The sequence below is a fragment of the Streptomyces sp. NPDC088554 genome (assembly GCF_044752945.1).
GTDB lineage: Bacteria > Actinomycetota > Actinomycetes > Streptomycetales > Streptomycetaceae > Streptomyces.
Map to the genome: position 1 here is coordinate 75,201 of NZ_JBIVMF010000023.1, position 20,168 is coordinate 95,368.

The 20,168-nt window shown below is 73.6% G+C and carries 18 protein-coding genes and 1 riboswitch; of the genes, 2 read left to right on the plus strand and 16 right to left on the minus strand.

The window, feature by feature from the left end; translation table 11 throughout:
- Positions 1-35: 35 nt before the first annotated feature.
- The 6 genes from metE to ACIP8W_RS24860 all read right to left on the minus strand — a co-directional run bounded on the left by metE (position 36) and on the right by ACIP8W_RS24860 (position 8,636).
- Positions 36-2,354 carry a 5-methyltetrahydropteroyltriglutamate--homocysteine S-methyltransferase gene (gene metE / locus ACIP8W_RS24835; RefSeq protein WP_401949392.1) on the minus strand — a complete coding sequence of 773 codons (2,319 nt, stop codon included), beginning with the start codon at positions 2,352-2,354 and terminating at the stop codon, positions 36-38.
- A gap of 164 nt (positions 2,355-2,518) precedes the next feature.
- Positions 2,519-2,743: riboswitch (cobalamin riboswitch) on the minus strand.
- 207 nt (positions 2,744-2,950) lie between these two features.
- Complete coding sequence (locus ACIP8W_RS24840) at positions 2,951-3,580, minus strand: histidine phosphatase family protein (protein ID WP_401949394.1); 630 nt, start codon at positions 3,578-3,580, stop codon at positions 2,951-2,953.
- 60 nt (positions 3,581-3,640) lie between these two features.
- Positions 3,641-5,392 carry an asparagine synthase (glutamine-hydrolyzing) gene (gene asnB, locus ACIP8W_RS24845; protein ID WP_402204661.1) on the minus strand — a complete coding sequence of 584 codons (1,752 nt, stop codon included), beginning with the start codon at positions 5,390-5,392 and terminating at the stop codon, positions 3,641-3,643.
- A gap of 70 nt (positions 5,393-5,462) precedes the next feature.
- Positions 5,463-6,566, minus strand: a complete 1,104-nt coding sequence (locus tag ACIP8W_RS24850; RefSeq protein ID WP_401949399.1) for a hypothetical protein — start codon at positions 6,564-6,566, stop codon at positions 5,463-5,465.
- Positions 6,567-6,661: 95 nt separating this feature from the next.
- Entirely contained in the window at positions 6,662-7,696 is a 1,035-nt protein-coding gene (locus ACIP8W_RS24855) for a hypothetical protein (RefSeq protein ID WP_402204663.1), read from the minus strand.
- A 193-nt stretch (positions 7,697-7,889) separates the two neighbouring features.
- Complete coding sequence (locus ACIP8W_RS24860) at positions 7,890-8,636, minus strand: SDR family NAD(P)-dependent oxidoreductase (RefSeq protein ID WP_401949404.1); 747 nt, start codon at positions 8,634-8,636, stop codon at positions 7,890-7,892.
- Between the two features lie 118 nt (positions 8,637-8,754).
- Between ACIP8W_RS24860 and ACIP8W_RS24865 the strand changes: the two genes are divergently transcribed.
- Positions 8,755-9,324: a hypothetical protein gene (locus tag ACIP8W_RS24865; RefSeq protein WP_401949406.1), complete on the plus strand. Its 570-nt coding sequence runs from the start codon at positions 8,755-8,757 to the stop codon at positions 9,322-9,324.
- On the plus strand, positions 9,321-10,307 hold the full coding sequence (locus ACIP8W_RS24870; RefSeq protein ID WP_401949409.1) for a phosphotransferase: 987 nt from the start codon (positions 9,321-9,323) through the stop codon (positions 10,305-10,307). Before ACIP8W_RS24865 ends, ACIP8W_RS24870 begins: the two co-directional genes overlap by 4 nt.
- A 27-nt stretch (positions 10,308-10,334) precedes the next feature.
- Here ACIP8W_RS24870 and ACIP8W_RS24875 read toward each other — a convergent pair whose 3' ends face one another.
- From ACIP8W_RS24875 to ACIP8W_RS24920, 10 genes are all read right to left on the minus strand, one after another.
- On the minus strand, positions 10,335-11,480 hold the full coding sequence (locus tag ACIP8W_RS24875; protein WP_401949412.1) for a hypothetical protein: 1,146 nt from the start codon (positions 11,478-11,480) through the stop codon (positions 10,335-10,337).
- Between the two features lie 56 nt (positions 11,481-11,536).
- Positions 11,537-12,352 (minus strand): histidinol-phosphatase, encoded by an 816-nt coding sequence (locus ACIP8W_RS24880; RefSeq protein WP_401949415.1) that lies wholly within the window; start codon positions 12,350-12,352, stop codon positions 11,537-11,539.
- Positions 12,349-13,161, minus strand: coding sequence for an SDR family NAD(P)-dependent oxidoreductase (locus ACIP8W_RS24885; protein WP_401949418.1), 813 nt, complete (start codon positions 13,159-13,161; stop codon positions 12,349-12,351). Before ACIP8W_RS24885 ends, ACIP8W_RS24880 begins: the two co-directional genes overlap by 4 nt.
- Positions 13,158-14,195 carry a hypothetical protein gene (locus tag ACIP8W_RS24890; protein WP_401949421.1) on the minus strand — a complete coding sequence of 346 codons (1,038 nt, stop codon included), beginning with the start codon at positions 14,193-14,195 and terminating at the stop codon, positions 13,158-13,160. The genes ACIP8W_RS24885 and ACIP8W_RS24890 overlap by 4 nt, the downstream gene beginning before the upstream one ends.
- The gene (locus ACIP8W_RS24895; protein ID WP_401949423.1) at positions 14,192-15,385 is read right to left on the minus strand and encodes a methionine adenosyltransferase; all 1,194 of its coding nucleotides are present in this window, start codon (positions 15,383-15,385) and stop codon (positions 14,192-14,194) included. Before ACIP8W_RS24895 ends, ACIP8W_RS24890 begins: the two co-directional genes overlap by 4 nt.
- Positions 15,386-15,429: 44 nt before the next feature.
- Positions 15,430-16,497: a hypothetical protein gene (locus ACIP8W_RS24900; RefSeq protein WP_401949426.1), complete on the minus strand. Its 1,068-nt coding sequence runs from the start codon at positions 16,495-16,497 to the stop codon at positions 15,430-15,432.
- Between the two features lie 60 nt (positions 16,498-16,557).
- On the minus strand, positions 16,558-17,568 hold the full coding sequence (locus ACIP8W_RS24905) for an NAD-dependent epimerase/dehydratase family protein (protein ID WP_401949428.1): 1,011 nt from the start codon (positions 17,566-17,568) through the stop codon (positions 16,558-16,560).
- On the minus strand, positions 17,565-18,011 hold the full coding sequence (locus ACIP8W_RS24910; protein ID WP_401949430.1) for a type II toxin-antitoxin system RatA family toxin: 447 nt from the start codon (positions 18,009-18,011) through the stop codon (positions 17,565-17,567). The genes ACIP8W_RS24905 and ACIP8W_RS24910 overlap by 4 nt, the downstream gene beginning before the upstream one ends.
- A 58-nt stretch (positions 18,012-18,069) precedes the next feature.
- Positions 18,070-19,218, minus strand: a complete 1,149-nt coding sequence (locus ACIP8W_RS24915) for an acyl-CoA dehydrogenase family protein (protein WP_401949432.1) — start codon at positions 19,216-19,218, stop codon at positions 18,070-18,072.
- 287 nt (positions 19,219-19,505) lie between these two features.
- Positions 19,506-20,159: an HAD family hydrolase gene (locus ACIP8W_RS24920; RefSeq protein ID WP_401949435.1), complete on the minus strand. Its 654-nt coding sequence runs from the start codon at positions 20,157-20,159 to the stop codon at positions 19,506-19,508.
- Positions 20,160-20,168: the final 9 nt, after the last annotated feature.

A 20,168-nucleotide genomic window follows, 5' to 3' on the forward strand; every position in this document is an offset into this window, starting at 1 on the left:
TGGGTGCGTCCTTCCCCGGCGGACTGGGCTTGCCGTCAGGACGAGGAGAGTTCCTCGCGGACCGTACGGGCGGCGGTGACCAGGTTCTCCAGCGAGGCGCGGGTCTCGGGCCAGCCGCGGGTCTTCAGACCGCAGTCGGGGTTGACCCAGAGGCGCTCGGCGGGAATCGCCTTCAGGCCGGTACGGAGCAGTTCGGCGGCCTCCTCGCTGCTCGGAACGCGCGGGGAGTGGATGTCGTACACCCCGGGGCCGGCCTCGCGCGGGTAGCCGTGGGCGGCGAGTTCACGGGCGACCTGCATGTGCGAGCGGGCCGCCTCCAGGCTGATGACGTCGGCGTCGAGGTCGTCGATCGCCTGGACGATGTCCCCGAACTCGGCGTAGCACATGTGCGTGTGGATCTGGGTGTCCTCACGCACCCCGCTGGTGCTGATCCGGAACGCCTCGGTGGCCCACGCCAGGTAGGCCGGGCGGTCGGTGGCCCGCAGCGGCAGGGTCTCGCGCAGGGCCGGCTCGTCGACCTGGATCACGGAGGTTCCGGAGGCTTCCAGGTCGTTCACCTCGTCGCGCAGGGCGAGGGCGACCTGCCGGGCGGTGTCGCCGAGGGGCTGGTCGTCGCGGACGAAGGACCAGGCCAGCATGGTGACCGGACCGGTGAGCATGCCCTTGACCGGGCGTGAGGTGAGGGACTGGGCGTACGCCGTCCAGCGCACCGTCATCGGCTCCGGGCGGGAGATGTCGCCGGCCAGGATCGGCGGGCGGACGTAGCGGGTGCCGTAGGACTGCACCCATCCGTGCTGCGTCGCGAGGTACCCCGTCAGCTGTTCGGCGAAGTACTGGACCATGTCGTTGCGTTCGGGCTCGCCGTGGACCAGGACGTCGATACCGGCCTTCTCCTGGAAGGAGATCACCTCGCCGATCTCGGCCCTGATGCGCTCCTCGTAACCGGCCGTGTCGATGCGCTCCGCGCGCAGATCGGCGCGGGCGGCGCGCAGTTCGCCGGTCTGCGGGAAGGAACCGATGGTGGTGGTCGGCAGCGGGGGCAGCCCGAGGTGCGCCCGCTGCGCGGTGGTGCGTACGGAGTAGGGCTGGGAGCGGCGGGCGTCGGCGTCCGTGACCGCGGTGGTCCGGGCCCGTACGGCCGGATCGTGCGTGATCGGCGAGGTCGCGCGGGAGGTCAGATCGGCGCGGTTGGCGGCGAGTTCGCCGGTGATCGCGCCGACGCCCTGGGAGAGGCCCTTGGCGAGGGTGACGATCTCGCTCGTCTTCTGCCTGGCGAAGGCGAGCCAGCGCCGGATCTGCGGGTCGATGTCGCGTTCCGCGGCGGCGTCGATCGGGACGTGGAGCAGGGAGCAGGAGGCGGCCACGTCGACCCGGTCGGCCAGGCCGAGGAGGGTGCCGAGCGTGGACAGGGACTTGGCCAGGTCGTTGACCCAGATGTTGCGGCCGTTGACCACGCCCGCGACCAGGCGCTTGCCGGGCAGCCCGCCCACGGAGGCCAGGTCGTCGAGGTTGGCCGCGGTGGCCTCGGTGAAGTCCAGCGCGAGCCCCTCGACGGGAGCCTTGGCCAGTACCGGCAGCGCGTCGCCGAGCCGGTCGAAGTAGGAGGCGACCAGCAGCTTCGGCCGGTCGGCGAGGGCGCCGAGATCGCGGTAGGCGCGGGCTGCGGCGTTCAGCTCGGCCGGGGTGCGGTCCTGGACCAGGGCGGGCTCGTCCAACTGCGCCCATTCCGCGCCGGCCGCGCGCAGGGCGGCAAGGACTTCGGCGTACACCGGCAGCAGCCGGTCGAGGAGCGTGAGCGGGTCGAAGTCCGTCGGCACACCCGGGGCGGGCTTGGCCAGCAGGAGATAGGTGACCGGGCCGACCAGCACCGGGCGGGCGGTCAGCCCGAGGCCGAGGGCCTCCCGCAACTCCGAGACCTGCTTTGCCGAGTCGGCCGTGAAGATGGTGTCAGGGCCCAACTCCGGTACCAGATAGTGGTAGTTGGTGTCGAACCACTTCGTCATCTCCAGCGGCGCCACGTCCTGCGTGCCGCGCGCCATCGCGAAGTAGCCGTCCAGCGCGTCGGCGGCCACGGCCTCCCGGTGGCGGGCGGGGATCGCGCCGACCATGACGGTGGTGTCCAGGACGTGGTCGTAGTACGAGAAATCGCCGGTCGGCACTTCGTCGATGCCGGCCTCGGCCAGCTCCTGCCAGTTCGTGCGGCGCAGTTCGGCGGCGGTGGCCCGGAGGGCGTCGGCGTCGACGCGGCCCTTCCAGTACCCCTCGATGGCCTTCTTCAGTTCCCGGTTCGGGCCCTGGCGGGGGTAGCCGTACACGGTGGCCCGTGCTGCCGCGGCTGCGGTCTCAGTGGTCACGGAGATCTCCTTCGCGAGATGAATCCCTGAGATCCCGGCGACGGGACGAGGACGCGAAGGATGACGAACCCGACGGAAAGCGACCCGCGCGGCAAAAGCGCGGTCGTCCGCCGGATATGTACGCCGACCCGCCCACGAGGTCACCGGGATATCCGCGCACGAGTGGTCGTACGCGGGCAACGGGCAGGTCTTCGGACTCGCGGGCACATCCTCCTGATGGAGGACGCCTACTGGCCGTCGCTTCCCAGCCCCTGTATGTCGGGCCCAGTGCGTATGACGGCGGTCGTTCCCACTCACCGCTGCGGGGCAGTCCCGGATTCCCACCGGGTTCCCTCTTACGACGCCTCCCGCCTGGCGGACGGGTGCGAACCAGCTGCGCCGGTCAGCCTACGGGTCCGCTCGGCGACGCGACGGATCACGACCAGATCCGGATGGTGAGGTGTACCACCACGCGCGGGGCGTGAAAGGGGCCGAGAGTGGGAAGCGCCGCACGGGCGCTTCCCGCCCGTTCCCCTCCGGCGCCGTCCGGGAACCTTGTGGCGGGCGCGTACCAGCGGTTCGCTGTAGGCGCGCATGACGGGGCGGGTTCCGGTCGGTCAGGAGGTCAGGTGGCCGGTGTCGCCCAGGTGGACGATCTGGCGGTTGTGGAAGAAGTCGTCCTCCCGGAGGTGGGTGACGCTGCCGGACGGGGCGCGGAAGTTGACGTAGCCCAGTGCGTCGACGGGGAGGCGGGCCCAGGCGGCTACCACGAAGGTCAGGGCGAAGCCGTGGGTGACGACGATCTGGTGCTCGCTGTCGAGGCGCAGGATGTCGTCCATGGCGGCGTAGACGCGTTCGGCGAACACCGTTTTCGTCTCGGCGCCCTGGACGCCCTCGTGGTGGTCCATGCGGTTCCCGGTGGCCGGGGGCGGCAGGAAGCGTTTGTCCAGCCATTCCTGGGGGCGGCCCTCCGCCTCGCCGTACGACTTCTCGCGGAGCCTCGGGTCCCATACCGGGGTGACGCCGAACTGTCCGGCGATCTCCTCGGCGGTGCCGCGGGTGCGGAGCAGGTCGGAGGAGATCACGTCGACATCGGCGTCCTCGGGGATCCGCACGCGCAGTGCGCGGGCGAGGGCGGCGGCGTCCCGGCGGCCGTTCTCGGTGAGTTCGGAGTCGTACCAGCCGCCGACCAGTCCGTCGACGTGGTGGCTCGCCTCCGGGTGGGTGACGACGTAGACGTTGCGCACCGTGATGTGCCTTTCCGCTGAGAGTTCGGGCCCATGTGTGCCGGACGGTACCGCAGGACGTCAGGCGGACGGGCCGGGGAAGGACAGTTCGAGCACCATCAGGCCCCACAGGAGCTTCGCCCGGTCGTGGCCCGCGGCGTGGGCGGAGAGGACGTCGCGGACGGCCGTCCCGCTCAGGTAGCCGGCCGCGCACAGGCGGGGCCGGGTCAGGATATCGGTCGTGAACTCCCACAACTTCCCGCCGGGGCGCAGGAAATGGGAGACCGGGAAGGTGAAGGGCTGCTTGCGGCGTTGGCGCACCGCAGCCGGGATCAGGGGCGCGCCCGCGTCCCAGAGGACGCCCTTGCGCCGGTCGCCGTCGACCTTCAGCGGGTCGGGGACGCGGCGCGCGAAGCGGGTGACCGCCGGCTGGCAGTAGGGCACCCGGCCCTCGACCGAGTGGGCCATGGACAGGTGATCGAGCTTGCGCAGGTTCAGCGCGGGCAGCTTGTACAGCCGGTCGAACGTCAGCAACCGCTCCAGGCGGGAGGCCGCGGCCCGGTCCAGCAGCTCCCTGGCCTGCCGCCGGCTGCTGGTGCCCTCGTCGAGCAGGGCCCGGTAGCCGGGGGAGCAGAGGCTCCGGTACTCGGCGTGCGGGACCAGGGAGAGGCGGTCCAGATAGCGTTCGGGCCAGGTGCCGTCGGTGGCGGCCAGGGCGGTGCTGTAGCGGCGGTAGCCGCCGAACTGTTCGTCGGCGCCGTCGCCGACGAAGCACACGCGGAATCCGGCGGCGGAGATCTCCCGGAACAGTACGTACGCGCTCAGGGCGTGCGGGGTCGCGTTGGGCGTGCCGAGCGCGCGCACCATCGCGGGCAGCAGGTCGGGCACCTCCGCCTCGCGCACCTCGACGACCTCCAGGGGGATGCCCGCGTGCGCGGCGGCGGCGCGCGCGTACCGCTCCTCGTCCGTGTCGTGCGTGCCCTCGTGGGTGACGTGGAAGCCGGTGACATCGGACCGGTGGGCGGACAACAGGCTCGCCAGGGCCGCGGAGTCGAGGCCGCCGGAGAGCTGGAGGGCCACCGGTGACTCCTGCCGGCACATCCGGGCGGTCTCCCGGTCGAGCAGGGCGCGCAGGGCCTCGGGTCCGCACTCCGCGTCGGGCGGCACGGCAGCGGGGGCGCGCGCCGCGGGCCGGACGGCGTACCGCCCGTCGTGCTCCAGGCGTTCGCCGGGCCGCAGGGTGGCCACGTCCCGGTACCAGGTCGCACCGGCGGGCAGGCACTGCCAGTTCAGGTAGTGGTCCACCGCCGCCGGGTCGAGCGGAGGCGTGTGCCCGCACAGCGCGGTCAGGCCGTCGAGCTCGGACGCGAAGACGACGCCGTCGTCCGTAACCCGGTAGTAGAGGCTCTTGACGGCGAGCGGATCGCACCACAGACGCAGCCGCGGTCCGGCGCGCAGGTCGACCACGGCGATGGCGTACATGCCGTCGAGCCGGTCGACGAAGTCCTCGCCGTACAGCTCGTAGAAGGGCAGCAGGACCGAGCCGTCGGAATCGCCCTCGACGCTCACACCGTGCGCGGCGAGTTCGTCGCGCAGCGCGCGGAAGTTGTAGATCTCGCCGTTGAAGACGAGGACGACGGAGCCGTCGGCGTTGGTGAACGGCTGTCGGCCGTGGGCCGGGTCCTGGATCGACAGGCGGTTGCAGCCGAGCCCCCACCCGTCCCCGCACACCCGGTCCTGCTGGTCGGGACCGCCCGACAGCTGGGCGTCGCGGGCGCGGTCCATCGCGGCGCGGCCGGGGTCGGCGCCGAGGTAGCCGTAGATGCGGCACACGAGCTTGTCTCCCTTGGGACGGAGGGGACGTGCGAGGAGGGCCGGGGCGGGTGGATGCGCGGCCGGCAGGTCAGGCGGACTTGTTGTCCTCCCCGGCGGGCGCGGCGCGGCCCTCCGCCCAGTCCCGCAGCGGCAGGCCGAGGCCGGCCGCGCGGCGCCGCGTCAGCGCGGTCAGCAGGTCGCGCAGCGGCGGTACGTCGTCGGTGGCCTCGCGGGCGCGGAAGCAGTACTCGTTGGAGATCTCCGCGTTCCAGCTCATCGTCCGGTGCAGTTCGCCCTTGAGCAGGTCCATGAAGTCCGCGCCGCTCACGAACGCCTCGGTGGTGTCACGGACCCGGCGGATCTCGGCGAAGGCCAGGTCGACGAGGTCGAGCCACTCCAGCACCGCGTCGGCCGCCGCGGCGGGCTCCGCGACACCGTAGGCGTTCAGATGCCGGAACCGGTCGGTGACGGGGGCCAGCCGCTGCGGCAGGCGGGTCAGGAACCGCGCCAGGTACTTGGGGTTGCGGTTGGTGTTGCCGTGGACGTGGGTCAGGCCCCGGAAGGTGTCGGTGCCGAGCTTGCGGGCGGCGATCAGCGCGGACTCGTGGTCGCCCTGCGCCCACATGCCCGCCAGGTCCCGGAAGTCGGGGTAACTGCCCACGGCGGTACGGAACGCGGTGTAGGCGACCTCGCCGGGCCGCACCAGCCGGGCGACCTCCTCGAAGGCGGGCGCGTTGGTCAGCGGCACTCCGTAGGTGAGGCGCGACAGCAGCCGGAAGTCGACCGCGGAGGTCGCGAACGCGGAGGACTTGCGGGCCCGGGTACGCAGATAGGCGTACAGGTCGGCGTGGGCGGCCAGCATGTCGGTGACCTCGCGCACGGTGCGGTACTCGACGTCCACGCCGAGCAGGCTCCGCGACAGGTAGTCGAAGCTCGCCCGCACTCGGTCACCGCTGGTGTAGTACCGCATGTGCCGCTCGCGGGGGAACGTGTCGCGGTGGAAGCGCTCGTCCTTGTCGCGGGCCAGCACACAGAAGTCGAAGTCGGAGGAGGGCGTACCGGAACCGTCCACGAGGGAACCGGACAGCAGCAGGATGTCGTCCGGCGCCAGATGGACGCGCGCGAGGACGTCCTGCTCGTCGAAGTCGTCGATGGCGGTGACCGCGGAGATATGGGATCGGAAGGAGAGCACGTCCGCTCTGCCCCTCTCTGGTAGTGGTCGGTCGGCGGTACGTTCGTGGGCTGTCGGCCCGTCCGGGCGCGGCCGGTCCGCGGCCCGCGCGGCCCTCACACCACCGGGAGCGCGGCGCGCAGGTGCGCGCCGAGCCGGTCGACCTCGCGGCGTACGTCGCGGAACACGTACCGGAAGCGGAAGGTGGGCAGGGCGGTCAGCGCGTCCCGGGTGCGCAGAGGGATCCGCGGATCCGGCGCGTGGCCGAAGATGTTGAGGTGCTTGTTCGGCGTGTCCAGGACATGCCGGTCGAGCAGCGCGGCCCGCTCCCGTGGCGCGACGGCGGACAGTTCGGCCTCGTCGGGGGCGTCGGCCAGGCTCAGGTGCACCAGCGCGTCCACCCGTGCGGAGCGCCCGATCTCCGTCTTCAGCAGGTCGGCGTACTCCCAGGGGTAGATCAGCGCGGTGCCGTGCCGCTCGACACCGGAGGCGCGCAGGCTCGGCAGTGTCGCGTTCGCCGGGTGCGTCAGACCGTCCTGGACGGCCCGCGCCCGCTCCGGCCCGAACAGCAGGTCCAGGGTGTCCAGGCGCACCGACACCGACCGGGGCCAGCCCGCCCCGAGTACGCCGCGCCCGGTCTCGTCCGCCGACAGGCTCACGTCGTCGTTGCACACCATGACGCCTTGGCCGTCGAGGACGGCGGCCATCACGAACGACGTCTTGCCCGCGCGGCTGCCGCCGACGAGGGCCACGCCCAGGCCGTTCAGTTCGACCAGCCCGGCGTGCAGGAAGAGCATGCCGCCGCGGGCGGCGGCGGAGCGGTGCACCGCGCGGGTGGCCCGCAGCAGCGACTGGCAGGCCCAGGCCGGGCCCTCCGGGGCCAGGTGGAACAGGCGGCGCGCGGCATGGTCGACGGCGTACTCCACGGTGGGCTCGCCGAGCGCGCGGACCGGCTCGGGCACGGCCCCGGGGGTGGCCGGCAGCCCCGCGCCCACCTGCCAGTCGCCCGGACCGGCGAGGCCGGGCTCCACCGTCAGATAGGGGCGGGCCAGTCGGTCGATCTCCGCCGCGACGGACGGTACGCACATCAGGCCGGTGGTCGCGAAGCGGGAGCGGACGAGGTACGGGCGTGGCGCTTCGGTCGGTCGCATGCCGGGCTCACCTCCGGATCAGGGTGGGGCCCGTGCCACGGGCCGGTTCGCACCGCGTCGCGCGGCGACCCGGTCCCGTACGGGGGCGGCGCGACGCCGCGCGGGACCGCTCCACCGAGCATGGCAAGGCGGTCCGGGTCTGTCCGGGGCGATTCCGCTGGGCGGAACGCCGGCTGCCGTACGCGGCCGGGCGTCACCCGCGCCCGGCGCCCGGCCTCCGGGGCGGCTCCTCGCCGGGCTCCTCGGCCGGGCCCACGAAGGGGCCGCGGACGTCCCAGCCGAGTTCCGCGCCGCCCCGGAAGAACCGGCCGTTGGCCTCGGCGGCGGGCCGGGCCAGCAGCCGGACCAGGTCCTCGGCGACGGGGCCGGGGTCGAGCGGCGCCTCGTCGGTGCCCATCCCGGTACGGATCCAGCCCGGACAGTACGCGAACGCGGCGAGGTCGCCGGTGCCCGTGGCGAAGTGCCGGGCCACCGACAGGACCAGGGAGTTCAGCGCCAGCTTGGACGAGCGGTAGGCGAACGACGCGCCGTCGGCGTCCTGGAGGCGGCCCATGCCCGAGGACACGCACACCACGCGCCCCGACCCGCGGTCCAGCATGCGGGGGGCGTACTCCAGGACCATCCGCGCGGCGCCGAACAGGTTGACCTCGAAGGTGTCGCGCAGATCCGCCACCGACAGCGCGAACAGGTCGCCGTAGCCACGGCGCGGGTCGTCCAGGTACACCCCGGCGTTGTGCACCAGGACGTCGACCTCCTCACCGGCGAACAGGTCCGGGGGCAGCGGCGCGCGCAGGTCGGCCACCCGGTAGCCGTCGAGATCGCCGGTGCCGGGCGCGGCGGCCAGGCCCACGCCCAGCACACGGTGGCCCGAGGACTTCAGGGCGCGGCACACATGCGCTCCCAGACCACGGGAGACTCCGGTCACCAGGGCGGTCGGCATGGCGGTGAGCGTAACCCCCGTACATCCGTGCCGGGACGAACCCGCCGTGTGGGTAGGGTGGTTGGATCGACCGTGGACTGTGAAGATCGACCGTGGACTGTGGAAGAGGAGGCGCCCCATGGCCGGGCACCGGCTGTTGGTCACCGGGCCGAGCGGAGCGGGCAGCACCACCCTGGGGCGGGCCCTGGCGACCCTCTGGGCGGTGCCGCACGCCGACGTGGACGACTACCTGTGGCTGCCGAGCACCCCTCCCTACGAGCACAAACGGCCCGTCGAGGAGCGGCTCGCGCTGATGCGGACGCTGTTCGTGCCCCGCGAGGCGTGGGTGCTCTCCGGGACGCTGCGGGGCTGGGGCGACCCCGTCATCGCCGAGGTCGACGCGGTGGTGTTCCTCACCATCGACGCCGACACCCGCATGGGGCGGCTGATGAGCCGCGAGGTCGTACGGTACGGGGACACCATCGGGCGGGGCGGCAGCCAGGAGGCCGCGCACCACGACTTCATGGAGTGGGCCCGGGGCTACGAGAACGGCGACGCCCCCGGCCGCCAGGCCAAGGACGAACGCTGGCTGGCCACGCTGGACTGCCCGGTGCTGCGCCAGGACAGCTCCCGGCCGCTGGACGAGCTGGTCGCCTCGGTCACCGGCTGGCTGGACACCGGGCCCGCCGCCGGCCGTCGTACGCCATGAGCGCGCCCGCCGCGCCGGATGCCCGGCAGGCCGCGGCACGCGTCGCGGCCGGGGCCGCCGAGGAGCTGTCGGGCCGTGGCCTCAACGCCTCGTACCGGCTCGTCGAGGCGGGGGTGGCCTACGCGGTGAAGGTGCACTGCCCGGAACGGTCCGGCGCCGTCGAGGCGTCCCGGATCCGCCGGGTCGACGCCCTGTTGCGGGGCGCGCCCTGGTACCCGCGGGTGCTGGACCTGGCCACCGTCCGCGCGGGCGGCCGGGACCGGCTGGTCGTCGTGCGGCCGTACGCGCCGGGCGCCCCGTCCGACGACGCGCGCGCCCAGCTGCCCGAAGTGATGGACGTCCTGGCGGCCCTGGCCACGGGCGCACGGGGCACGGCGGTCGAGGACGGGCTGGTCGGCGACTACGCCACCGCCTGGCTGGGCGACGCCGAGCGGGAGCGGGCCCGGGTGGCGCCGCTCCTCACCGGCGAGTGGGCGGTGCCGGCGCGCGCCGTGGACGCCCAGCTGCCGGCGGCGCTGGCCGGCGCGGCCCGGCTCACCCGGGCGGACTCCCTGGTGGTGCACCACGGGGACCTGCACGGCCGGAACCTGATCACGGCCGGGCCAGGCCGCTGGACGGTGATCGACTGGGACGAGACCGGCTTCTCCCGGCGGCCCGCGGACGCGGGCAAGGCGCTGTGGCTGTCGTGCCGGCGGGGCCGCGGGGACTTCGTCCTGGACCCGGCCGCCGTCCGCGACTTCCTGCGCCGGCTGCGCGGCCGGGTCGGCGTGCCGTACGGGCAGGCGGTGGACCTGGCCCGGCTCGGGGCGCTGTGGTTCCTGCCCCGGCGCGACCACGTCGACCTGCTGGTGCGGCGCGGCGCCGACCTCGGCCCCTGGTACCTGGGCTGGGTCGGGCGGTTCTGGGCCCGCTTCGCGGACAACGCCGCGCTGGTGGCGGCGGTGGCGGCGGAGCTGGACACGGCGGCGCCCGACGGCCACTGAGCGGGCCGCCGGGCACCGCCGCGCCGGTCATCTGCGGACGGCCGCCCGGAAGTCGTCGGCGAGCCGGGCCACGTCGGCGGCGCCGGTCACCGTACAGCGCAGCACGGGCAGCTTGGCGAGGTGACCGAGGAACGCGTCGACGGACGGTGGCTCGGTACGGTCCCGGACGGGCACGCCGAGCCAGTCCTCGCCGTACAGGTTGTCGTCCAGGGAGAAGCAGTTGCGCCGGACCACCCCGGCGGTGTGACCGGGGTCGGCCGGTGCGAAGGAGTAGTCGGCGGTGAGGTCGATGGACGGGAGGATCACCCCGGCGAGTTCGGCGCGGGGCACGACCGGCACGGCGAGGTGCCGGTGGACCTCCTGGGAGCTGAGCTTGAGCTTGTCCTCGCCGTGCAGCTGGTCCCAGTCCGACCCCGGCGCCGGGAGGCCCGCGCGGATCGGCCAGGACGCGAAGTCGGTGACGCCCATGACGTCGAGCGAGCCCTTGTTGATCGCCAGCGGCAGCGGGCAGGCGGTCACCTCGTAGCCGTCGGTGTGCCGGTCGAGGTGCATGCGGTCGTTGCCCATCCACCCCGCGTCGGGCAGCAGCCGGGCGAGCGCGACGGCCGTGGTGGACTTGCCCGCGCCGGAGTCGCCGATCACGAGGTAGGCGCCGCCCGCGTGCACGAACGCGGAGGAGTGCAGGACGAGGGAGCCCTCCGCCTTGGCGATCCGGGTGGCGATGTCGCGGACGATCCGGGTGAGCCACCGGTCCCCGAGGCCGGTCGGGGGCCGCACCAGAGTGAGGCGGTCCTCGCTGCGGACGAGGGCGGCCACCTCGTCGGCGTTGACGTCGCGCAGGGTGAACACGGTCCAGGTGGCGCCGTCGTGGCGGGGCTGGCGGTAGCCACGGGTGAGTTCGAAGTCGCCGGCCGTGCCGGTGGCGGCGGCGTCGTCGAGGAGCGCGGCGATGTCGGCGGGCTCGCGGACCAGGTCGACGACGGTCAGCTCGGGCCGGGACGCGCGGTCCACCGCCGTGACGCCCAGCATGCCCGGCGGCCAGAAGGTCTCCGACACCAGGGCGTCGGATCCGGTGGAGGCGGTGATCAGCCGCAGCGGATGGTGGGTGCGTATCCGTAGGTGGCGGGTGACGGCTCCGGCGGGTTGTGCGGTGGTGGTGTCGGTGACGCGCATGGGCGCTCCTCCCGGGGCGGGCTGTGTCGCGGGCGGGGTACGGGACGGGGTGGCCGTCACTCCATCGGCAGGACGTGGGGCAGGCCGGACCGGAAGACCGTCCACTGCCGGAAGCCGATGCCGCGCAGCACCCGGACCACGTCGGCGTACTGGTCGCAGAGGCGCTCGGGCACATGGGCGTCGGAGGCGAAGGTGACAGGGACGCCGAAGTGGTGGGCGCGCTCCAGGATGTCGGTCTCGGGGTACCAGCCGCCGTGCCGCTTGGTGTTGCCGGAGGTGTTGACCTCCAGGACGGCCCCGGAGTCGCGGATCGCCCGGAGCATCTCGTCGGCGGCGGCGGGCGCGGGCACCGTCCCCAGCCGGGGGTGGTTGCCCTTGAGCGCGTCCACATGGCCCATCACGTGGAAGAGACCGGTGCGCGCGCAGTCCGCGACGGTACGGAAGAACCGCGCCTTGACGGCGGGCAGTTCGCCGTCGTCCAGACCGTCCCAGCGGCTGGTGTCGAAGATGTCCTTGCCCTCGAACATGTGCACGGAGCCGATGACGTAGTCGAAGGGGTAGCGGGCCAGCTCCCGCGCGTACGGTTCGGTCGCGCCGGCCAGATAGTCGGCCTCGGCGGAGACCAGGACCTCGATGCGGCCCGCGAACTCCTCCTTCAGGGCGAGGGCCTCGGCGACGTACGCCGGGAACTCCGACTTGGGCATCGCCACCCGGGGCAGGGCGTGGTCCTCGGCGGCGGCGAACATCGGGGTGTGATCGGACAGGCCCAGGACGCGCACGCCCATCTCCAGGGCCGTGGTGACATAGTCCCGCAACGAGCCGGTGGCGTGTCCGCAGCGCTCGTGCTGGGTGTGCAGATCGATCACGCTCACACCGCCAGATATCCGCCGTCGACGGGCAGATCGACGCCGGTGACGAAGCTGGCCTCGCCGGAGAGCAGGAACGCGATCGGGGCGGCGACCTCGGCGGGGTCGGCGAACCGCCCCAGCAGGAACTTCCCGCCGTGCTCGGGGGCGGCCTCGGCCGCGGCCCGGTCCAGGCCGAGGGCCTCGCGGTGGTGGCGCTCGTTGTTGGCGTTCCATACGGTGCCGGGGCTCACGGAGTTGACGCGGACACCACGGGGCGCGAGGTCCTGGGCCATGCACCGGGTGAAGCCGAGGACCGCGGACTTGCCGGTGTTGTAGGTGAGGTAGCCGCTCTGCGCGATGTGCGCGGAGATGGACGCCATGTTGACGATCGCCGCGTCCGCGTCCCGGTCCGGCAGATGGGCGACGAACTCCCGGGTGGCCAGGGACAGTCCGACGATGGTGGGGTCCAGGGCGGCGTGCCAGTCGGCCGCGGTCGCCTCGATTCCCTTGAACACGAAACCGGCCGCGAGGTTCACGAGGAGCGTCGGCGCGGGCCAGCCGTCGGGCAGGCCCGTGAAGGCCGCCGCGAGGGCGTCCCCGTCGGTGACGTCGCCCACCGCGAGCGCCACGGCGTGGCCCTGCTCGCGCCAGCGGGCCACGGCGGCCTCGCCGTGCTCGGCGCTCTTGTCGTACACGAGGACCTGGCAGCCCTCGGCGCACAGCCGCTCCACGACGGCGGCGCCGATGCCCTGGGCGCCGCCGGTCACCACGGCGGTGCGGCCGGTGAGCCTTCTGGTGCCACGGGGGATGGTGTCTCCGGTGCCGGTGGTCATGGCTTCTCCTTGCGGCCGTCCCCGGCCTGTCGGGTGGTCCAGTGCCGTACGCGCTCCAGGACCGCGTCCCGGGCGAGGCCCTCGGTGGCGCCGTGCGGGGAGAGGGTCTCCGCTGTGCCGACGGGAAGAGCAGGGTCGGCGGGGAGATCAGGGTCGGCGGCGAGCGCCGCGAGCGCCGTCTCCGGTACGCCGGCGGCGGTCAGGGTCCGTCCGAACGCGGTGTCCCCCGGGCCGCGCCGGTCCGGGGCGCCGAAGTAGCGCCACACCTGGAACATCGCCTCCAGATGCCCGGCCGACAGGTGCACCGCGTTGCGGCCCTCGGACAGCGCGATGCCGTGCCGCCCGCCCAGTGCGCCGAGGGAGCCGCGCAGCGACGCGGGGTCGGCCGCGCCGGGGTGCAGCGCGCCGAGCAGATCACCGCGCAGGGCGGCGATCTCGCGGGGGCTGTGGCACTCCAGCAGGCCGACCTGGGCGCCCGGCGCGCGGTAGCCCTCGGTGAGGGCGGGCAGGAAGCCGTTGAGGACGGCGACCGGCCGCCCGTGGACCTCGACCAGCGAGGCGTAGGAGCCCGAGCCCAGCTTGTGGATGCCCCCGGACCGGCAGCGCTCCTCCAGCGCCTCGGGCGTGAGGCCCGCCTCGCGGGTCGTGGCCTCGTACGCGCCGAACGCGTCGTCGTCGTCCGCGCCGGGCAGCAGGGCCAGCAGGGCGCGGCGGGCCGCGGTGGTCAGGGCCCGGGCGCCGTCGGCGGCGACCCGGTGCAGCCGGGGGTAGTGCAGCAGCAGATGGCCGCGGCGGGTGAAGTCCGCGGCGGGCAGGACCGCGGCCCGCAGCACCCGGACGCCGTCGGCGGTGAGGACGTCGACGGCCGTGGCGAGCGCGTCCTCGGCGTACGCGGGCGTCATCACCTCGGGCTTGACCAGGACCGCGAAGTGGCTGCCGGTCTCCGGGGGGCCGACGGGCGCGGGACCGGTGTCCCGTCGCTCGGCGGCCCGCCCGGCGGCGGCGGCCAGGGCGCGCGCCCCGGCGGCGGTCACCACAGGGTGATGCCCTTTTCGATGAGTTCGGCCGTCAGGTCGCCGGAGCCGGCGACGGCCGCCTCGACGAGGGCGCGTACCGTCTGCTCGTCGGCCTCGGGCGCGGTGACGACGACCTCGTCGGGCCGCTCCAGCGGGGCTTCCTTGGAGGTGAAGATGTGCACCTGGGCGGGGCCGCCGCACTGCTCGTGCACCTGGCGGGCGAGCCGCATCGCCATGACGTTGTAGATCTTCCCGGTGTGGTCCAGCGGGTTCTTGCCCGCGGGCGCCTCGATGCTCATGGGCCGCATCGGGGTGATCAGCCCGTTGACGCGGTTGCCCCGGCCGACGACACCGACGTCGCCGGTGTCGGCGACGGAGCCGAGCGCGGTGAGATAGGGGCGGCCGTTGCGGTCGGTGGCGTTCATCAGCATGGTGAAGTCGGCCGGGCCCAGGAGGGACCGCGTGTACTCCTCCAGCTCCTTCTGTACGACGGCCTTGCGCGCCCGGTAGTGGTCCATGGACTCGATGTGCGCGGCGAGGAAGGGCATGTTGACCACGAGGCTGAAGGTGTCGCGGCGGCGGCTGCCGAACACCTTCACGTCCCAGCCGGTGTCCGGGTGGCGCCGTTTGAAGTCGGGGCCGTTGATCAGGTTCTCCAGGCCCAGTACGGCGGTCTCCAGACGGGACAGCGGGGCGTAGCCGTGCAGCAGGTTGGTGTCGTTGGACACCAGACCGGCGGCGTACGGCCGCACCAGGTCCGCCGGGCTCGCCGGCTGGTAGCGGGAGACCCCGCGGCCGGAGCCCTGGTGGTCGACGACGCCCAGCTCGACCACCAGGTGCCGGGCGGGGTCGAAGCCGGTGGTGACCTCAGACAGGACCTCCGAGGCGGCGCGGAACATCAGGTCCCGCACGGGGATCTCGACGGACCCGACGCGGAAGGCGCACTTGCCGAAGACCTTGACCCGGTACGGCGCGGTGAGCTCGCCCCGCCCGTAGTCGATGTCGGCGCCGCCGCCGTACAGGGTGACCTTGTCGAACCAGTGGTGGGCGACGCCGCCGAACCGGCTCAGACAGTACTGCGAGTAGAAGCGGGACATGCGCTCGGCGATGGCGTCGCACATGGTGTCGGGGTGGCCCACCCCCTTGCGCTCGACCAGTTCGTAGGGCAGGTCCTCGACCGACTGATGGTGCCGTTCAATCGACAGCATGGTCCGTCTCTCTCGTGGCGGGGAGGGGGTGGCCGTGGTGCGGGTCAGGAGGCGAAGTCGAGGAACGCGGCGCGCGCCTGCGACTCGGGGAGACCGTTCGGCGGGCTCTTGAAGAGCATCGGGGCGGGCCCGTGCACGGCTCCGGACAGGCCCCGGTCGGCGGCGGTCTTCGCGGCGCGGACGGCGTTGGCGATGACGCCGGCGGCGTTGGGGCTGTCCTCGACGGTGAGCTTGAGGTCGATCTGCACCTCCGAGCCCAGGACGGACCGGGCCCGTACGTTGGCGAAGCACAGCTTGGTGTCGCCCAGGTGCCCGATGAAGCCGCTCGGCCCGGCCACCCCGTGGACGTCGGTCATACCCGCGGCCCGCAGCGCGTTGGCCTTGGAGGTGAACTTGGTCGCGGAGCGGGTGGTGTCGGCCAGGTTCAGGAAGTCGGTGTTGCCGCCGACGTTGAGCTGGTACGTGGTGTCGAGCTCCAGGCCACGGCTGAGGAGCAGTTCGATGAGCGCGGTGTGCAGGGTGGTGGCGCCGACGTGGCTGCGCAGATCGTCGCCGAGCAGCGGTACGCCCGAGTCGGCGAAGCGGGAGCTGAGCTCCGCGTCGCGGGCGACCACCTCGGGCGTGCAGTTGACCACAGCCGCGCCGGCGGTGAGGGCGGCCTCGGCGAACATGCGTACGGCCTGCGCGGCGCCGGTGGGCAGGGCGATCACCAGGACGTCCACATCGTGCTCGACGAGGGCCTTCGCGACGCCCTCGGCGGTGGCGTCGCGCACTTCCCGGGCGGGCGTGATCACGCTGCTCAGCGGCCCGGCGAGGCCGTCGAGCAGCGGCGCCGCCAGGACGGGCGCGTCCCGGTCGGCGCCCAGCTCGGCGAAGCGGGTGGCCGAGATGGCGGGCGCCTCGAAGGCGGCGGCCAGCGGGCGGCCGACCTTGTCGGCGTCGACGTCGAACGCCACCACCACCCGCACGTCGGCGAGCCGGTAGCCGCCGACGGTGGGGCACATCAGGCCCGGCAGCGACGCCTCGGGGGCGGCCTGCGCCTGGGCGGCGAACTGGCTGAAGCTCCACGCGCAGTTACCGGTACCGGCGAGCGCGACACGTATGGCCTTCATCTGGGGTGTTCCTTTCTGGACGGGCCCCGGCGCTGGCCGGGAGGTCGGGAGCGGGGCGGTTCAGGCGCGCCAGGGCCGGGGGGTGCGGCGGGCGGCGGTCTCGTGGGTCGCGGCCCAGCGGCGGATGGAGCGGAACAGCGTCCCGGTGGTGTCGTCGACCTGGTGGGTGACCGCGAAGGGCTCGGTCACCGACAGGTACCCCTGATAGGAGCGGAAGGCGGTGACGCGCAGCAGCTGGGTACGGTCCAGGTGCCCCTCCGCGAAGGGCAGGTAGAAGCGGTTCCACTGCTCGGGGCTGACATAGGGCAGGCCCTCCAGCCGCGGCAGGTCGTGCGCGGCCCGCCAGTCGTTGAGCGCCTCGCGTACGGTGTCGAACGCGCCGACGGTCCGCTGGGCCCGGTCGCCGCGCCCCAGGACGGACAGGCGCACCCCGTCCGGGGGGCCGCCGGCCACCAGCCGGGTGACGTGGGCGGCGACATCGTCGGTGCTGATGATGTCCAGGAACGCCTTGTCCTCGGCGACCAGCGCGGGTACGGCGCCGCTGCACAGGGCCGCGGGCAGCCAGAAGAAGCCGCTGTAGCGGTCCAGGTGGCCGTCGGCGCGGGCGCCCATGGCGATGGGGAACCGCACGATGTCCGCACGGTCCCGCTCGGCGTGCAGCAGGCGTTCGGCGGCGGCCTTGGACCACTCGTAGGAGTTGCGGTAGGCGTCCGGCGAGGTGGCGGTGACATCGCCCGCCAGACCGGTGGCGAACGAGGACGACAGATGGACGAGATGGGTGCCGGGATCCATGACGGCGAGCACGGCGCGCAGTGTGTCGACGTTGGCCTGTTCGGCCTTGTCGGCGGGCAGGTTCCAGCGGGTGTCGGCGGCGCAGTGCACCACGGCCTTCCACGGTCCGCGCAGCGCGTCGGGCGGCGCGTCCTGCCCGACGCGCCAGGCGTGCTGCCCGGGGCCGGACCCGCCGCGCCGGCTCACCCCGTGGACCGTGTGGCCGGCGCTCTCCAGCGCGCGGCGGACGGCGCTGCCGACGGCGCCGGTGGCCCCGGTGACCAGGACGGGGCCGGTCATGGGGCGGTCGTGATGCGGCGCTCGATGGCGCGCAGCATGTGTTCGGAGTTCTCCCGCAGCGCCTTGCTCGCGACGGGGTTGAGCATGTCGGCGAGGAGCGGGATACCGATCTCGAACGCGACCGAGAAGGTCACCACCGAGGTGTCGTCGCCGAGGTCGTCGACCCGCCAGTAGCCGGTGAACTCGTCGAGGTCGCCGGAGGTCTGGGAGAAGGACATCACCCGGGCGTCCTCGTCGAGTTCGTCCTTCTCGACCCACTCCAGGACGGAGCCCTTGAGCAGGACCGACCAGGCGCTGGTGCGCACTCCGTCACCGTCCTCGCCGAGGACGGTGACGGACTCGACGTTCTCCATGTAGGCGGCGTAGTCCTCCAGCCTGATGACGGCCTGCCAGGCGTCGGCCGCCGGGGCCTTGATCGGCAGTTGGACCTCGACGTGGGGCATGGCTGCGGGTCTCCTTCGAGGGATGCGCGGGAGAGAGCGGAGCAGGGACGGTGGCGGGTCAGCGGGCCGGGTCGAAGGTGATGTCACGGCCGGTGCAGTGGGCGCCGATGGCCTCGTCGCAGGTGAGCAGGGAGGGCGGATGGTGGTGGACGGCGAGGGAGTCCACCAGGAGGTCCGCGGCGCGCTGGCCCCGCCCGTAGAGACGGCCGCCGAGTACGGGGGTGAGCGCGGCCAGCACCCGGTCACGGGTCTCGCTGAGCGAGGCGCGCAGCCCCACCGCCGAGGCGAGGGCGGCGTGTCCGGTGAGGGTCCCGTCGGAGAAGTCCGTGCTCAGCTGGCGGCAGGCGCCGCCGAGGACGAGCAGTTCGCGGGTGGCGCGGCCGAGCAGCGCGGTCCGGGGGCCGTAGGTGCCCGCGCCGGTCATCTGGCGGGCGGCCTCGTCCAGCAGACCGCTGAGCACACCGTGGTACGTGGCGGTCAGGAGCACCGCGAACCACACCATCCCGGAGACGACGGTGTCGTCGATGACGTCGGCGGGGCCGCGGTGGAAGACGAGCCGGTCGTCGACGTCCACATCGCGCAGTACGAGCCGGGCGGTGTCGGACCCGGTCATGCCGAGCGAGGGCCACTCGCCCTCCACGGTCAGCCCCGGCGACGTACGCGGCACCAGGGCGAGGATCGTCTCGTCGGTGCCGGTGACCCGGGCGGTCAGACAGACCAGGGTGGCGGTGGTGGCGAGCGAGCAGGGGTACTTCACCCCGGTCACCCGGTAGCTCTTGCCCACCGGGACCGCCTCGGAGCGGCTGCTCATGAAGTTGGGGCTGCCGCCGGGCTCGGCGAAGGCGGAGGCCACCAGGGCGCCGGCCTCGGCGATGCCCTCCAGGAGCATCCAGGTGGTGTCGCGGTGGCGCTCCCAGTAGTCGGCCATGAGCCCGACTGTGAAGGCGTGCATGTTGAGCGCGATGGCCGCGGACGGGTCGCTCCGGCCCAGTACGCGCTGGGCGGCGGCCACCTCGGGCAGCCCGGCCCCCGCGCCGCCGAATTCGCCGGGGATGGGCAGGGCGGCGTAGCCCGCGGCCGCCAGGGCCCGGATGCGTTCGGGTCCGCAGGCGCCCTCGCGGGGCGGGACGGGGAGCGGCGGGGTGCGCCACCCGGCGTCGAGCAGGGCGAGGTGCGGGGGAGGGGCGTCGGCGGCGGGAGCGGTCATGCGGCGGCACCGTCGGAGACGGGCCGGGGCGCCGGAGGCGGAGCGGGGCAGTGCATGGGTGGCTCCTTCTGCGTGAGCGCGGGAAGGCGACGGCGCCGGGGTCGCGGCGGTACGGCCGCTTCGAGCGGCGCCATCAGGAACGGTAGGAGGCCGGTCGGTGGAATTCAGCGGGTGTTTCTTTGTGCGGAACGCTGTTTTCCCCGGCTGTTGGGCGTGCTCCGGGCCGGTGCCGCGTACGACGAGCCGTGCCGCGTACGACAGGGCCGGTGTCGCGTACGACGGAGCGCTCAGCACCCGAGGAGGGCGTACAGGGGCGCCGGGTCGGGTCGTACGGGATCGATGCGGACGGTCTCCCAGCCCAGGGCGGCGGCGGGCACGAGATCGAGTTCGGGGGAGTCGCCGACCATGACGCGCCGGTCGAAGGCGCCCTCCCCGATCTGCTGGAAGGCGCGTGCGTCGGGCTTCTTCGGGCCTCCGTCGGCGGTGAACAGGCCCTGCTCCCATACGCCGGGGGCGCGCAGGCGCTCCAGGAGGCGCCGCATCAGCGGGGAGGGCAGGTAGCAGTTGGACAGCAGCCGTACGGTGTGCCCGGCGTCGGCGACCCGCCGCAGGGCGTCGGCCACCGGCACGCACAGCCCGTACTGGCCGGGGTCCTCGCAGCCGAGCGCGCGCCACAGCGCCCGCTCCTGAGCGGGGATGCCACGGGGCGTACCCCGTTCGCGCAGGGCGGCGTCGAGCAGGCCGAGGGTGGCCGGCTGGAGCGCGGACCGGTCGGACATGGCCGCGTGGAGGGTGGCGAAGACCGACCGCGCGACCGCGCCCGCGTCGCGCGCGTCCAGGTCCAGGGTGTCGGCCAGGGACGCGGTCCACACCTCGGGGCCGGGCAGCGGCGCGGAGGTGACAAGGGTGTCGAAGCAGTCGAAGACCACGACGGCGGGCATGGGGTGCCT